The following is a 15,919-nucleotide window of genomic DNA, read 5'->3' as shown; positions in this document are numbered from 1 at the left end:
TATTTTTATGTTTATCTAACGTAAATCAAATATCAGTCTAAAATGAATTTCAATGTCAAAGCCTAGAACTTATCTTGAATAACTCGATTAAACTTAGCCTAAATTATCTATTTAAGCTGAAATAACCCTTTAGAACCTGCAAACCAAAGTTCACCTTTAGCGTCACTTTCGATTGCTACAATGTTTTCGCCTTGTCTTCGAGTGACAATGTTAGCGGCATCGTTAGAATCAAGCTCAATCACCACCCCAGCGTTACCCACTAAATAGACTAAGTTATCTTTAATATAGGCATTATTAATGGATGACTTAACAGGCAGTGCGATTTCATTCCACTGAGTAAATTGTTTATCAGTTTTAAACACGTGACCACGAAGTCCCATGACATAAATAGCATCGTTTGTTTCAATAGCATTAAACATAGACCCCTCATAATAAAAATCTTTGGTCTCAAATGTTTGGCCATTATTATTTGATGTTGCTACTAACCCAAGTTCACCAACCATGAGCAGTTGAGTATCACTTAATTGAATAACACGGTTAAAATGCGGTAATAATGCAGCTCGCTCTGATAAATACAATGCTTCATCTTCTGCTTTTAAATCTGCTAAATAGGAAACATCTTCCGGAAATAGTAGCTCTTCATGAAACTCTTCCTGCCATTGTTTACCGCCATCGGTTGTGCGATAAAACAAACCATAAGCACCCACTGCGATGCCTTCATTTTCATTGAAGAATAAAATATCAAGTAATGGCTTTTCTACTTCGATAGACTGAAACTGTACTTGCCAAGTCAACCCGCCATCTTCGGTGTGAATAATGGTGGCATCATGACCAACTGCCCATCCCTTTTTATCATCAAGGAAAAACACTTTAGTTAATTGTGAGATGACTGGCGTAGCAACTTGTTGCCATTGATTATCTTGCTTAACAAGCACATGCCCTCTTTCTCCCACGGCAACAAGGCTTTTACCTGCTTTGGCTAAATCAAGAACAAGAGAAGATTGCGCTAAAGGTTGGATCTGAACAGAAAGAGGATCGAATTGAGCATGGACTGGCGCTTGAGCTAAAAAACAACTCGCACTAAAAGCGACAACATTGCGAAGTGTGCGGAACGACATACAAACTTCCTTAGAAATTGTAGGGGCGCATTGCGCCCCTATTTGGTCTTAACGAATACCTGCACGGCGAAGCGCATCAGGCGTGAAGTTAGCTTCAGAAAGGTTTGCATCAAAATCATACATGCGCCCTTCGTTGTCTAACCCCATCGCTAAGTAACGACGAGATTGTAAATCATGGAAGATTTCTAACGTGCTCCAATGGGTAGGAACTTCATAGTAGTTAATCGAGTGCGCAGTACCTACACGGTATAACTCATCACGGTTATCGTACATATCCGTTAGTGAAACCTGCCAAGAATCTTCATCGATGTAGAAAACACGTGTTTTATAGATATGGCGCATACCATCTTTAAGGGTTGCTTTAACTTCCCATACACGGTGTTTTTCCCAGCGCGCAAACTCTGGATTAATATGGCCAGGCGTTAAGATTTGATCGTATTCAAGTGCGTCAGAATGAAGCTTGTAATCATTATATGGGATATAAAGCTCTTTCTTGCCGACTAATTCCCAGTTATAACGCACTGGAGATCCGTTAAACATATCAAAGTCATCAGTGGTTCTTAAACCATCTGAAACAGTACCTGGAGTATCAAAGGCAACGTTTGGTGCTTTACGTACACGACGTTGTCCTGTGTTATAGGTCCAAGCCTGACGTGGAAGCGCTTCTTGATCCATCGTTTCTTTTACAAGTAGTGCCGTACCCGCTAGACGAGCAGGTTGACGTACAACTTGCTTGAAGAAGAACAAGGTGTTCGACTCTTTTAATTGATCTAACGTCACTTCTGGACGACTGTAACTGAAACGAATTTCTTCAGCAGTTTCAATTAATGTGTACGAACCACTTGCTGTTGGAGCCGCTTGGCTACGTGCAGTTTTAATATCAACACCACGATAGCGAAGAATATGGTTCCAAATGACCTCTAACCCGTTATTTGGAATTGGAAACGGTACACTGATCGACGCACCACTTACACCATTACCATTTGCAACAAGTTCAGCATTTAATGCATTAGCCTTAGTTGCATCATAAACATACTGAGGCAGCGAGGCAGTACGGCGAGTCTCGTAAACATTCATTTTGTATGTATCTGGATACAGTTCAAAAAGCTTGTTTTGGCCCGGCGTTAAAAATTCAGCATATTGCGCTTTATTTGCATTAGTAATGGTGAATAAAATTTTATCTGAAGGAAAAGGATCTGGATGATGCATTCCTTTTTCATATCCAGCAACTGGAGATGTAATGCCGTTATCCCAAGCAGGGATAGAACCATCAGCATTACCTGCTTTAACAGCACCCACTGGAGTAAGCTCGTTACCCAATTTCGCAGCTTCAGCTTCAGATACTTTCGCCATCGCTGCAGGAGCGCTAAACGCCATGATTACTGCAGCCGATAATATCGTCAGTTTCTTCATTATTATTGTCCTTCTAGATAGAATACTTGACGTTAAACGAGACATAATCTCGGTCAGTCATTGCATTAGTTGTTCCTACACCACCAAAGAAGCTGTTGTAAGAAATATCAGCGCCCCAACGACTGCGGTAATCAAAGTTAACACCGACAGCGACAGACTTACGACCTTCAGTAAATAAGAACATTGGATCTGGTGTAATACCGTCAACATCATGTGAGAAAATCACACGTGGTGACATATTTACACCTGCGAAGATATTATTGTAGTCGGCTTTAGCCACTAAGCGATAACCCCAAGCAAAATCAGTTGGGAATGGATTGGTTTCAGGACCATCGTGCAGAGCTTCGATAATACCTGGCATATCAGGATTACCACCAGAACGAGCGGTACCAGGACCATTTAGGCGAAGCTCATCAAAGCCAGGCATGTCATGGATCCATACACCACCAATTTCAGCAAGCATCGTCAGGTTATCCGTACCTAATGTCGGTCCGAATAAATGAGTAAATGTTGCTTGAGCTTGAGTTGTATCAGATAAAATGAAACCATCAATGGACTCACCAGGTTTAACACCTTCAATTTGTGAGATACCATCTAAGTCAGGTCGAAGACCCGCTTCAGCCAATTGTTGAGGCATACCAGCAAACAATAACTCTACGTCATCAATTTGTAATGGCTCATCAACACGGTGAGCAATTTCACCCGCAACCGAAGTATCACCCACTAAAGTGTTAAAGCTGAAACCATAAAGCTGAATATCTTCAGGATAAACAATTTGCGCTTTAGTGAAGGTTTCCATGCTTAACAGCAATTCACGGTCAATTTCACCACCACTTGCAGCTAAACGACCATAATCACGAGCAACCGCTTCAGAAGTAAAGTTAGAAGCTGTACCACTAATTAAAGGACGGCGGCTATGGTAATTCATGTAATACAGACCAAATTCAGTTTCACCTAAACTTGGCGCATAATAACCTAACTTGATACCATATTGACCATCATCACTTGGCTTGGCTTCATCTTGTACTAATGCAACCTTAGTCGCATATGGCACCATATAAGCGGCATAAGCTGGGTCGAAGTTAGCAGCAGCTGCAGCGCCGTATAAAGCAGAATACTCAGACATTAAAAATTCCATATTAATGTCTGGGTTGGCATTAAAACCTAATTGAGCATTTTGGGCATAACCACCAAAACCTGCAAAATCATTGGTTGCGAAGTTAGAACCAGGTGTAGGTACCCAAATTGGCTCCCAGTCATATTGGTAATAAGCTTCAACCGATAAATTATCTGTAATCCCCAAAGAAGCCCACACCATACCTTGTGGACGGAACGCTTCTTTAAGCTCTGCACCTGGTGCATTCAAAATGTTTAAATCCACAGCATTAATAACACCAATGCCATGAGGAATTAGGGTGCTTTCGCCCCAAGAAACCACTTGGTTACCAACACGAACAGATAATGGGTTTTGGCCATCATTTAAGTCCCAGTTAGCGTAAACAAAGGCATCTAATAAGCGAACATCTTTACACTGAACTTCTGATGCGCGGTCATCTTCACACGGATCAAATTCGTTACCAGTAAGAGGATCGTTAAAATCATAATCACCATCGTTTAATTTACGATCGTAAAAATACATTCCACGAACAAATAAACCATAATTTTTGTATTCCAACGATAACTCGTGTAAGCCTTTAAAAATTTCTGAGGTGGTATCACCTTGAGAATAAAGTAGGTTACTTAAGTCATTGTTACTTGAATATGAGCCTGGTTGGCTCCAGATTTGAGAAGTGGTGTACTTTGGTGTTTGGCCAAAAGGCGCACCAAAAGCAGAATAACCAGACCAATCAAATTGTGGCTGGTTAACTTTACCGATTTGCCCTTCCCAATCACGCTCAGACACACGCCAGCTAGCCCCGACTGTCCAAGTAGAATCGAAAGTGCCTCGTACTTCACCCCAATCAAATGAAACAGCACTAGCGCTACTGCTCATCCCTAAAGTCAATGCCGACATCACCCCCAAAGCGAGTGCCGACTTGTTAAAGCGTCTTTTAACAATATTCATTTTTGCTTCTCTCCGTAACCTGCCGGATTCGTTGTTATAGGATTTGAACCAACATTTTGTTAGCCTGCAGGCAACACCATTGTTACAGCAATTAACATCATTGAGCAAGTTCAAAAAACAGAAAATTTGTTAACGAATTGGTGTAGTTAGGAGATTTTTTGAGAGATTAAACTGAACTTTATTTGAATTAGATCACACGAATTGACTACTAGATGATATTAGTTAATAAATAATAAACAAAATCATAAAGTTAATTGAAACAAGACTTAGCTAATTTACTTTTTTAAAATCAATTGAACGTTTGAAGTATTTACTCTAAATTTTATTTAGAGAAATAAATTTTCCAGAGGCATCAAGTTGCAAAACGAACTGACCTTGAATACCAGAAGTGGTAACAAATGGTCTGAAATATTTACCATTAATGTGTAATAGTTTGCCTCTTACATCCCTCACCTCAACATTTTTTACATAGCCTCGGTAATAAGGAAGGAAGTCTTCAAAACTAATATACATGGAAAAAGTAAATTGCATGGTGAGAAACAAACTCTAGGCGCTGTGATATGAAAGGTAATGCTAATTAATTTGGCAGGTATTGTCACTCGGTAATTGAAGTAATTAATATGAAGATTACCACTGATAACATCACATTATCAGTGGTAATTTATTAAGGGTTAAGCGAGGGCTTTTTCAACTTTTTCAAATAAATCTTTTGATAAATTAGGTAAGCCTTTTAAGCGAAGTAAGCACTGTTTCATTTTTTGCTGACGTTCGAGATCAAACTTACTGAATTGAATCAGTGGCGTTATCATTCTGGCTGCCGTTTGTGGATTCAGCTCATTTAACTTAATTAAAATATCAGTCAAATACTCATACCCAGAGCCATTTGCCTCATGGAATTGGTAAGTGTTAGCCGCCACAAAGAAACCAATCAAAGAACGAACACGATTTGGGTTATTAAAACTAAAGCTTTCATGCTTGGTCAGTGATTTGATAACTTCGAGTACATCTGGTGTATTTTGAGATGCTTGTAAGCTAAACCACTTATCCATCACTAACGGAGTCGATAACCATTTTTGTTCGAAATCTTGCATTAATGCATCTTTACAGCTTAATTGACCAGAAACAGCGGCTTTAAGTGCTGCTAAGCTATCGGTCATATTGGTTGCAGCTTTATATTGTTCAGTCACTAACAGTTCATATTCAGAAGACACTCGAGACAACAAGACTAAACAGATGTTTTTAAATGCACGTGCTGCATGGTTATCTTCAGTAATTAATGAACGATAGCGCGTGACTAACTCATCTAAACAAGCTTCAGCAAGCTCATCTACAACAAATTCTCTAGCAGCTTGTAAAGCATCTAAGTTTACCGTATCAACTTGTTCAATAAGCGCCGCAGCTGTTGGGAAAGCAAGTATTTCAGCAACTAGCGCTTTATCGATATTCTCATCTAAAATTACGCCTCGAATCGCTTCAATAACTCTTGGGTCAAGATGCATTGATTCTTTTGCTGAAAGGCTTTCCACATTTTGCCAAACCGCTTGGCTGAATAAACCAACAGATGCTTCCCAACGAGCGACTTCACTGGTTGCAAATCGAGTTAAGTGCACTAATTGATCGACATTAAATTCATAATCTAGACGCACTGGCGCTGAAAAATCTTGCAGTAATGAAGGCACTGGGATTGACTCAATACCATCAAAGGTGAAGGTTTGCTCAGCTTGCTTGACTGCCAACACTTGATTATTTATCGACTGACCTTCGGCATCTAATAATTCGACGCTGAAAGGTATATGCAACAATTTGCCTTTCTCGCCTTGTGATTGCACTGATTGTTTAACTGTTAACTGATATTGCTTTTTATCGGCATCAAAGCTGTCTGTCACGCTAACAACAGGGGTACCTGCTTGGCTGTACCAGTTTCTAAATAAACCTAAATCGATACCACTCGCTGATTCCATTGCGTTAACAAAGTCATCGCAAGTCACAGCTTGTCCATCGTGACGTTCGAAATAGCACTTCATGCCTAATTGGAAATTTTTCTCACCTAAAATGGTGTGCATCATGCGAATGACTTCAGCACCTTTGTTGTAAACAGTCACGGTGTAAAAGTTATTCATCTCAATGACTGATTCTGGACGAATTGGATGCGACATTGGGCCTGCATCTTCAGCAAACTGCTGATTTTTCATAACGCGGATTGCTTGAATACGATTAACCGCACGGGAACCTAAGTCAGAGCTAAACTCTTGATCTCTAAATACAGTTAAGCCTTCTTTCAGACTTAGTTGGAACCAATCACGACATGTGACACGGTTACCCGTCCAGTTATGAAAATACTCATGACCCACGACAGACTCGATACCATGATAATCTTCATCGGTAGCGCTTGCAGTGTCAGCTAATACATATTTGGTGTTAAAGACATTCAAGCCTTTATTTTCCATGGCGCCCATGTTGAAAAAGTCAACAGCAACAATCATGTAGATGTCTAAGTCATATTCTAAATCAAAACGGCTTTCATCCCATGCCATCGACTTTTTCAGAGATACCATTGCATGATTAGCTTTGTGTAAATTACCTTTATCGACAAACACCTGTAACTTGACTTCACGGCCGCTACGAGTAACAAACTTATCTTCTAATAAGTCAAAATCACCCGCGACTAGCGCAAAAAGGTAGCTTGGTTTTGGAAATGGATCTTCCCAGCGGACATAATGACGGCCTGCAGTTGTATCCCCCTTCTCGACAAGGTTGCCGTTACTTAATAAGAAAGGAAATGCAATTTTGTCCGCTTCAACTCTCACAGTATAAATAGCAAGGACATCTGGACGATCTAAGAAATAAGTAATTCTTCTGAAGCCTTCGGCTTCACACTGGGTACAGTATGCGCCATCAGACATATACAAGCCCTCTAGGCTAGAATTAGCCTCAGGATCTTGTAAGGTCACTAGGGTTAATTCAAAGTCATCAAGGCTCGTTTGAATCACTAATTCATTATTTGCTTCTTGATATTGAGCTTTGTCACCGTTTATCAAAACAGACTGTAAATTTATTTGCTCACCAACCAAGACTAAATTTTCGGTATGTTGACCAACACGTTGCACCTTACTGGTGGCTACAACTGTGGTTTCATTGCCCTTTAAATCGAAATTTAAATCAATATGGCTAATAGTATAAGTGGGTGCTTGGTAATCTTTCAGGTGTTTTGCTTGAGCTTGAGTCATAAATAATCCTTGAATAACACTTAGCAAATTATGCGATAAATTTTACTTAATAAAAAACGCGCTTAAAGCGCGTTTTTTTCTGGCGAAATAATGATTACTTCGCAGCTAGTTTTTTAGCATCAACCATATCTAAAGTGATTAGTGCTGTTTCTTCTAAGAACGCATCTGGCACTTCTAATTCATCTTCATCTGACGCATCTGTTTCACTTCCAGCGGCTTCGCTTTCTGCAACGTCAGTTGTTTCAGTCTCAGTTGATTCTTCATCTTCATCATCTAAAGATGCAAGAGGCTCTAGTCCATTCTTAACACGACGCTCATTGGTACGATCAAGAATACGTTTTTCATCTTCTTCACGTGATGCAATACGCTCACTTTCAACTAATGAAATCGTCTTATCGTTATGATGCTTTTTAAATTCTGCTATATCATCAAAAATATAACCGAATTCGACATCCGTTTTAATACGTTGCTGATGCTTAGTATCAAGCTTGGTAATCAGCTCAGGATAGATATTGCCAAGTGTTCCGTATTGCGCAACTGGCACTTTATCCCAAGGTAAGGCGTTTTTCTCTTCAGATTCACCATATTCACCCGGCTCTAAGGCACTTGGGAATTTAATGTCAGGAGTTACACCTTTAAGCTGAGTACTGCCACCATTAATACGATAGAACTTTGCGATAGTGTATTGAACATGACCAATTGGTTTTTCATACATATCGTAAATGCGGCCAAGGCTCTTGTGTTGTTGCACAGTACCTTTACCAAAACTTGCTTCTCCAACAATGAGTGCACGGTCGTAATCTTGCAGTGCTGCAGCAAAAATTTCTGAAGCTGAAGCGCTATAGCGATCGACCATTACTGTTAGTGGACCGTTGTAAGCACTCTTACCGTCGTTATCACGATTTTGAGTTACGCGGCCATTGGCATCACGAATTTGAACCACTGGGCCCATATCGATGAATAATCCGGTAAGCAAAGTAGCCTCGGTTAACGCACCGCCGCCATTGCCACGTAAATCGATAATAATGCCTTCGACGTTATCTTCTTTCAGTTTGGCAATTTCTTTTTCTACATCTACAGATAAGTTCATGTAGAAACCAGGAATTTGAATAACCCCGACCTTACGGTTGGCATATTCACCTTCTGTTGGTTCAACCACTTTAGATGTTGCAGCTCGGTCTTCTAAGCGAATTTTATCTCGAATGATAGTTACTTCGAAAGTTTTCGCATTAGCGCCACCTTTTTTAGGTAGTATTTGTAAATTAACCTCACTGCCTTTTGGCCCTTTGATTAATTCAACTACATCATCTAATCGCCAGCCGATAACATCAACAATTTCACCGTCTTTTTGGCCTACACCAATGATTTTATCTTCAGGTGATAGTTTTTCACTACTGGCCGCAGGGCCACCAGCAACAAGACTTTTAATGACAGTGTAATCGTCATCCATCTGTAACACAGCACCAATGCCTTCAAGGCTTAGGTTCATTTCCATTTGGAAACGTTCAGCATTACGAGGAGATAAATAACTTGTATGAGGTTCTACTGTACGCGCAAAGGCGTTCATCACACCTTGGAATACATCTTCACTGTGAGTTTGGCTCAGACGCTTGATAGCATTGTTATAACGCTTACCGAGCACTTCGACTGTTTCTTCCCAGTCTTTACCAGCAAGTTTAAGATTCAATGCATCGTATTTAACACGCTGACGCCAAAGCTCATTAAGTTCAGCTTCATCTTTTGGCCAAGCAGCTTCTTCACGATCGAACTCATAAGCATCACCAGCTTCGGTAAAATCGAATTCTTTATCAAGTAAAGTTAACGCATAGGCAAAACGTTCATAGCGACGTTTTTGCAATAAAGAGAACATATCAAAGGCAGGAGCGATATTGCCCGTTTTGACCATATCGTCAAACTGAGTTTGATACTGCTTGAAGCTATCAACATCAGCTTGGGTAAGCACATTACGTCTGAAATCTAACTGTTGCAGATAACGGTCATAAATGAGCTTAGAAAAAGCATCATCAAGTTCAAAGCGATGGTAATGAGAACGGGTAAATAAATTCGTTACTCTTTTACTCGCAACCTTATGTTGAGGCTCTTGCTCAAGTTTGGGTAACTCGTTGATTTGAATAGTGGGTGAAATTGCCCAAGCCGAAAAACCGACAAATAAAGTGGCAATCGACGCAGCCAAAGTGAGTTTTCGCATCAACAAGTTACTCCTTAAATGATCACGATAATAAAATATGCTCGGCACGTACTTTAACGACTAAACCAGAATCAAGTTGTACATGGACATCTTCTTTCTTGATATCAGTGATAACGCCGGCAACTGGATTTTGCCCTAACTTCACACTAACACGTTGTTTTTGTTTAAGCTCGTCAAATTTTGCTGGCACATAATTAACTTTTGGTTCAGCAGGCTTTTTCGCTTTTGCTGGACGGTCTTTCTTAACTGGAGCAGTTTTTGCTGAAGGTGCTTTTCTAGCAGGCTTCTTTGGATTTGCTTTTGCAGCTTGTGCTTGGCGTTTCGCTTTTGCTTTCTCTTGGCCTTCTTTTAGGGTTTGCTGAGCGTGATCAATATGCTCTTGCTCAAGCTCACCACAATCTTGGCCATCTAAGTCGATACGCTGTACGCCAGCTTTAACGCCTTTAAGGTAGCGCCAGCTACTTGTATAACGTCTAAGTGCAACACGTAATTGTGTCTTACTTACTTTAGAATCATCAGCCAACCTTTCAGCTAAATCTTGAAACAAACCAATTTTTAATGGCTTAGTTTCACCTTCTGCAATAAAGCATAAAGGAAAAGTTTCATATAAATACGCTAAAACTGCGTTGGTGTCGGTCAACTTGTCTGTTGATTCCATTTTTACTTCCACGTTATATAAGGGGACTGGTTAATAGCTTTCTTGGCTAGTACAGTCGTTTGTCTTTCGTTAAACAGAGTCTTGCTTAACGTTCAAATTAGCACTTCCTACATGATTGCTAAAGCAATTGAAACATGCCTTAACAAATTAACTTAGTTAGCTGCAATTTTACAGTAAATAAATTTTTCAGTAGTTAATGCGTGCAGCTCAGTATTATAAAGCGCATCACAGCGATTGCGACCTGCAATTTAGATTATTTGTTCGCAAATTAAGCAAATAAGCAAGATTCGAAGCTTTTTACTAAGATTTCGAGACCTTTTTGATCGTCTGTATCAAAACGATTCAACAATGGACTGTCAATATCGAGCACGGCAACCACATCATTTCCGTTACGAACCGGCACAACGATTTCTGAATTACTGGCTGCATCACAAGCAATATGCCCTTCAAATTGGTGTACATCTTCAACAAGTTGAGTCTGATCTAGTGCCGCAGCTGTCCCACAAACTCCTTTGCCTATCACAATACGAGTACAGGCAACTTTACCTTGAAACGGGCCTAAGACTAATTGGTCTGCTTTTTTAATGTAAAAGCCAACCCAATTTATATTGTCTAAATTATCATTTAACAACGCCGAAAAGTTTGCCATGCCAGCAATCAGATCATCTTCGCCTTCCATTAATGCTAATACTTGACGGTTCAATGTGTCATAAAACTCAGCTTTCATTCTACTTCCTAAAATATTTTATTCTGTTGGCGCTTTTTTATTAGTTTTTTTCGTGGCTGCTTTATTGGCAACTGGCTTAGGTTTTACTACGCCTTTTAATAAATTAGCTAGCTCATCTTTATTAGAAGCTAAGTAAAAAGCAAGCTTCTCTACACTATTCTCGTCAATTTCGAGTTCAGCGCTAGTAATAAAAGGAACTAAGTTATCAGCAATGTCGAGCATTTTGTCATAGGCATCGGCTTCCTTTTTAGATGTAAATGTCATCTTTTCCACCCCTTCTCTTACCACGACAAACTTTGTAATTACCGCCATGATTAACCTCTTACTGTTTTTATATACAGTGCATAGAGTGTCATAGAACTAACTTCTGATGCAAGTATTCTGATTATTCTGGTATTATCTGGTTTTATTGTATCTTGAATAATTGACGTTTTGACTATTTAAAGCCATATTTTGTGCACTTTAGTCAGATATTGTTCAGTAATTTACAGCTCTTAATTATATAGATGGATGGTTTGCGCTTTATATGCCAAAAAATGTAGATCAAGAGAGCATCGTTTTATGTCGCTCTTGTGACTTAGCAGTTCAGCGCCGTGCGCTACCTTCGAATGTCAGAGCCCTATGTCCTCGCTGCCATACGGCACTCTATGATGTGCCATATTGCTCTATTAACGGCATGCTAGCTTTGTGTATTACCGCGCTACTTTTTTTTATCCCAGCTAATTTTTTACCCGTTTTAGAAATCCATTTTTTGGGTAGCATCCGTGCAACGACTGTCTACGAGACAGCCATCGCAGTTTGGGCACAAGGTTATTGGATTGTCGCTGTTGCTGTTATTGCCTCAGCAGTGATTGCCCCTGGCTTATTAATACTGTCGATATTGCTACAAATCATTATCGTAAAAAGCAACTTACACAGCTATTTTTGGCAACGAACCTATCGGCGTTTGCTGAAAAACCAAGCCTTACTCACCCAATTATCAATGTTAGAAATTTATGTCATTTCTTTCTTGGTGGCCGCATTCAATTTATCTGACTTTGCGGATATCTATTTAGGCATGGGAACTTTTTGTTTCGGAATGTTATTTTTGGTTATTTTGTTTTTGCAACGTGAGTATAATCTGGAACATATGTGGAAGCTGACTCATGACGAATAAAATAGAACAAGCTAAAAGCAATGATTACCAGCAAGGTAAAGATATCGGAATGACCTTGTGTGGGGTATGTCGCAACATTAACCCTATTGAGCAAGGGTATTGCAGCCGCTGCGAATCAAAAATACAACCTCGTAATGAACAGAGCTTGCAACAAAGCTGGGCGTTATTAATTACTGCAGCGATTTTATTAATACCAGCCAATATTTATCCGATCACTATGCTCACAAACCAAGGCAAAGTGACTTACGATACTATTTTTACTGGGATAGTACATTTAGTGCATTCGGATATGATCCCTATTGCCATTATCGTATTCACCGCCAGTATTTTAGTACCATGGCTAAAAATTGCTGGACTAGCGATATATTTAACTGCGATTAGTTTTAACTTACCAGTTTCAAAAAAGAAGCTCATGGTGGGGTTTCATATTATTGAATGGATTGGCCGTTGGTCTATGTTGGATTTATTCGTTATTGCACTGACAGTTGCGGTAGTCAATATGGGTCAACTTTTAGATGCTAAACCCGCTCCGGCAGCAACCGCATTTGCACTCGTTATCTTACTGACTCAATTGGCAGCTAAGGTGCTTGATACACGTTTACTTTGGGATCGCTTGGACAAAAAAAATGACACGAATTGAATCACCAAAAGTCGTTAAAAAGAAACTTTTCTCTCCGATTTGGTTACTTCCTATTGTTGCCCTGGTATTAGGGGCTTGGCTAGGTGTTAAAAGTATCAAAGAGTCGGGAATTGAAGTTCAAGTGCACTTCCCTAGTGCTATCGGTATCGATATCGGTAAAACCCTAGTTAAATATCAGGGATTAACGGTCGGTAAAGTCACCGATATCAGCATTGATAAAGACCTTTCTGGCGTCAATGTTAAAATCATTATGGATTATCGCTCTGATCCATTTTTAAACAAAAATACCCAGTTTTGGCTTGTGACTCCAAAAGCAAGTATCACAGGGATAGAAGGATTAGATACCTTATTTTCAGGTAACTATATTGCTATTCAGCCAGGAGATGGTAGTTCGGCATCAGAGTTTGTTGCTTTAACAGAAGCCCCTACGATGATCCCCAATGATGAAGAAGGCATTGTTGTAAACCTTACCACTTCAACACTAGGCTCCCTTGATGTCGGCTCAATGGTATTTTACCGCCAAGTGCCAGTCGGCAAGGTGGTTAACTACCGGTTAATCGATAGTGATACCATTACTATCAGTACCTTTATCGAGCAGCAATACGCACACTTAGTCAATCAAGAGTCACAATTTTGGAATGTCTCTGGGCTCAAAATCGATGCCTCTATGTCAGGGATTAAGGTGAATACCGAAAGTTTGGCATCATTACTTGCTGGCGGGATCAGTTTCAACTCAGATACAAAAGCGGACAAAGCAGTTAGTGGCGATACCTACGTACTTTACCCTGATGAAGAAAGTGCAGTTAAAGGGATTGAATTTGTACTTACCGCCGAAAATGCAGATGAGATAAACCAAGGTTCAGCGCTGGTTTATCGTGGCGTTGAGGTGGGTAAAGTTCATCAAACTCAATTGACTGAATCCGGCGTTAAATTTTTAGCCAAGTTTGATGTGCAATATCAGCACTTATTAAATGCCGATAGCCAATTCTGGATTGCTGGTGCCGACATTTCGCTTGAAGGTGTGAAACATGCAGCACGTTTATTAACTGGGAGTGTCGTCAATGTGCTCCCAGGCACCAGTGACCAAGCGTTACCAGAGCTATTTACTTTACAACCTGAAGCGCCAGATTTACTTCAAGCGCAAAAGCTCACAATACAACTTACTTCTGATGAACACAGTGGCTTAACCGCAGGCGCAGAAGTTAGATTTAAACAGATGCCTATTGGTACTATCACTGAAGTGACATTAACCGAAGACTTTACCGGTGTTCTGTACCAAGTCGAAATTTTACCTGAGTTCGCCTCACTATTAACAACTGATAGTTATTTCGTCACAGAGTCAGCGTTAAGTATTGACGCCTCTTTAGACGGCGTATCTGTAACAACAAGAGATTTAAACACTGTTATTGAAGGTGCGGTTTCCTTGGTTAAAGGAAAAAATAAAGCATTAGTTACCCCGCAGGCAAAATTTGCCTTGTATCGTTCTAATGATGACGCACTTATCGCCCTTAATAAAAATAACATCACCACATTAACACTCGACAGTATCGATGGCGCGGGGTTATCTACAGGTTCTCCTATTTATTACAAAAAAATGCAAATCGGTAGCGTTAAAGAAGTTTATTGGAACAGCAATACAGACCAATTCTCGATTCGTATCGCAATACAAAATAAGTTTAAACAGTTGATTAAAGACTCAAGTGTATTTTGGCGTAACGATGCAGCAAATATCAATGCAAGCTTGTCTGGTATCGAAGTCGATGTGGCACCTTTAGAAGGTGCACTCAAAGGCAGTATTAGCCTGGGTTTACTTGATAATGACCAACCAGGCAATGTATCTCGCTTGTATGACTCTAAAGCCTTAGCGCTTAAACAGGCTAAAGCCATTACCTTAATCTTGCCTGCTGAAGCAAAAGTTTCTGAAAAAGCAGCGATTCGCTATCAAGGCCATCAAATTGGTATAGTGCAGCAGGTGAAGTTAAATCAAAACCTCGATACGTTAACAGCAAGTGCCTATTTATACGGTGAATATGCTGATCACTTTACTAAAGCGGACAGTGAATATTTTGTGGTTGATGCGCAAATATCTTTAACGGGTATAACAGCCCCAGAAACCCTAATCACCGGCCCTTACATCGGTGTTTTACCGGGTAATCAAACTGATATTAGCGATAACTTTACCGCACATTTGTCAGCCCGATATGATGCAAATATCGATGCTGATGCAGTCACGTTAGTCCTTGAAGATAGTCAACTGGGTTCTATCAAAGTGGGTACCCCTATTTTCTTCAGAGGTATTTCTATTGGCCAAGTTGATGGTTATTCATTATCAGAAAACGGCAACAAGGTATTGATGTACTCCCATATCGAAAAGCAATACACGCACTTAGTTAATCAAAGCAGCCGCTTCTGGGACGCATCCGGTATCAAACTTGAGGTTGGGATTTTCTCTGGTGCACAAATCGAAACCGGTTCACTAGAAACACTGCTGTCAGGCGGGATTTCTGTTGTTACCGAAGACATCACTACCCCAGCAAATCAAATCGCTTCAGGTGCGAGATTTAACCTTTACAACAAGATGAAAGAAGAATGGCGTAGATGGCAGCCAGAACAAGTGAAGCCGTAATCATTAAAATGACACTATGTAAACTGAACTGGGTCAGTTTTCTAGTTACATTAGATTAAGTGACGTTAGCTTCAAGGAAC

Annotated in this window: 12 protein-coding genes; 3 read left to right on the top strand and 9 right to left on the bottom strand. The window is 40.1% G+C overall.

Annotated features, from left to right (window positions below; all coding sequences use genetic code 11):
- Nucleotides 1-107: 107 nt before the first annotated feature.
- The 9 genes from AN944_RS10020 to AN944_RS09980 form a co-directional block, all read right to left on the bottom strand.
- Nucleotides 108-1,118 (bottom strand): YCF48-related protein, encoded by a 1,011-nt coding sequence (locus tag AN944_RS10020; protein ID WP_055024469.1) that lies wholly within the window; start codon nt 1,116-1,118, stop codon nt 108-110.
- A 48-nt stretch (nt 1,119-1,166) separates the two neighbouring features.
- The gene (locus AN944_RS10015; RefSeq protein ID WP_055024468.1) at nt 1,167-2,531 is read right to left on the bottom strand and encodes a DUF1329 domain-containing protein; all 1,365 of its coding nucleotides are present in this window, start codon (nt 2,529-2,531) and stop codon (nt 1,167-1,169) included.
- Between the two features lie 13 nt (nt 2,532-2,544).
- The gene (locus tag AN944_RS10010; RefSeq protein ID WP_055024467.1) at nt 2,545-4,596 is read right to left on the bottom strand and encodes a DUF1302 domain-containing protein; all 2,052 of its coding nucleotides are present in this window, start codon (nt 4,594-4,596) and stop codon (nt 2,545-2,547) included.
- 315 nt (nt 4,597-4,911) lie between these two features.
- The gene (locus tag AN944_RS10005) at nt 4,912-5,127 is read right to left on the bottom strand and encodes a DUF2835 domain-containing protein (RefSeq protein ID WP_055024466.1); all 216 of its coding nucleotides are present in this window, start codon (nt 5,125-5,127) and stop codon (nt 4,912-4,914) included.
- A gap of 140 nt (nt 5,128-5,267) precedes the next feature.
- A complete protein-coding gene (gene pepN / locus AN944_RS10000; protein ID WP_055024465.1) occupies nt 5,268-7,823 on the bottom strand; it encodes an aminopeptidase N in 2,556 nt (851 codons plus the stop codon).
- Between the two features lie 94 nt (nt 7,824-7,917).
- Nucleotides 7,918-10,032 carry a carboxy terminal-processing peptidase gene (gene prc, locus AN944_RS09995; protein WP_055024464.1) on the bottom strand — a complete coding sequence of 705 codons (2,115 nt, stop codon included), beginning with the start codon at nt 10,030-10,032 and terminating at the stop codon, nt 7,918-7,920.
- Between the two features lie 22 nt (nt 10,033-10,054).
- Complete coding sequence (gene proQ, locus AN944_RS09990) at nt 10,055-10,690, bottom strand: RNA chaperone ProQ (protein WP_055024463.1); 636 nt, start codon at nt 10,688-10,690, stop codon at nt 10,055-10,057.
- A 268-nt stretch (nt 10,691-10,958) separates the two neighbouring features.
- On the bottom strand, nt 10,959-11,417 hold the full coding sequence (locus AN944_RS09985) for a GAF domain-containing protein (RefSeq protein WP_055024462.1): 459 nt from the start codon (nt 11,415-11,417) through the stop codon (nt 10,959-10,961).
- Nucleotides 11,418-11,435: 18 nt separating this feature from the next.
- Nucleotides 11,436-11,729, bottom strand: coding sequence for a YebG family protein (locus AN944_RS09980; RefSeq protein ID WP_055024461.1), 294 nt, complete (start codon nt 11,727-11,729; stop codon nt 11,436-11,438).
- Nucleotides 11,730-11,943: 214 nt separating this feature from the next.
- Between AN944_RS09980 and AN944_RS09975 the strand changes: the two genes are divergently transcribed.
- The 3 genes from AN944_RS09975 to AN944_RS09965 are packed head-to-tail and all read left to right on the top strand — an operon-like array spanning nt 11,944 to nt 15,839.
- Nucleotides 11,944-12,573 carry a paraquat-inducible protein A gene (locus tag AN944_RS09975; RefSeq protein WP_055024460.1) on the top strand — a complete coding sequence of 210 codons (630 nt, stop codon included), beginning with the start codon at nt 11,944-11,946 and terminating at the stop codon, nt 12,571-12,573.
- The gene (locus AN944_RS09970; protein WP_055024459.1) at nt 12,563-13,213 is read left to right on the top strand and encodes a paraquat-inducible protein A; all 651 of its coding nucleotides are present in this window, start codon (nt 12,563-12,565) and stop codon (nt 13,211-13,213) included. Before AN944_RS09975 ends, AN944_RS09970 begins: the two co-directional genes overlap by 11 nt.
- Entirely contained in the window at nt 13,200-15,839 is a 2,640-nt protein-coding gene (locus AN944_RS09965) for an MlaD family protein (RefSeq protein WP_055024458.1), read from the top strand. Before AN944_RS09970 ends, AN944_RS09965 begins: the two co-directional genes overlap by 14 nt.
- The last annotated feature ends 80 nt before the right edge of the window (nt 15,840-15,919 follow it).

The sequence above is a fragment of the Shewanella sp. P1-14-1 genome (assembly GCF_001401775.1).
Lineage (GTDB): Bacteria > Pseudomonadota > Gammaproteobacteria > Enterobacterales > Shewanellaceae > Shewanella > Shewanella japonica.
The sequence above is the reverse complement of the archived record's forward strand: the minus strand, read 5'-3'. Positions and strand labels throughout refer to the sequence as shown.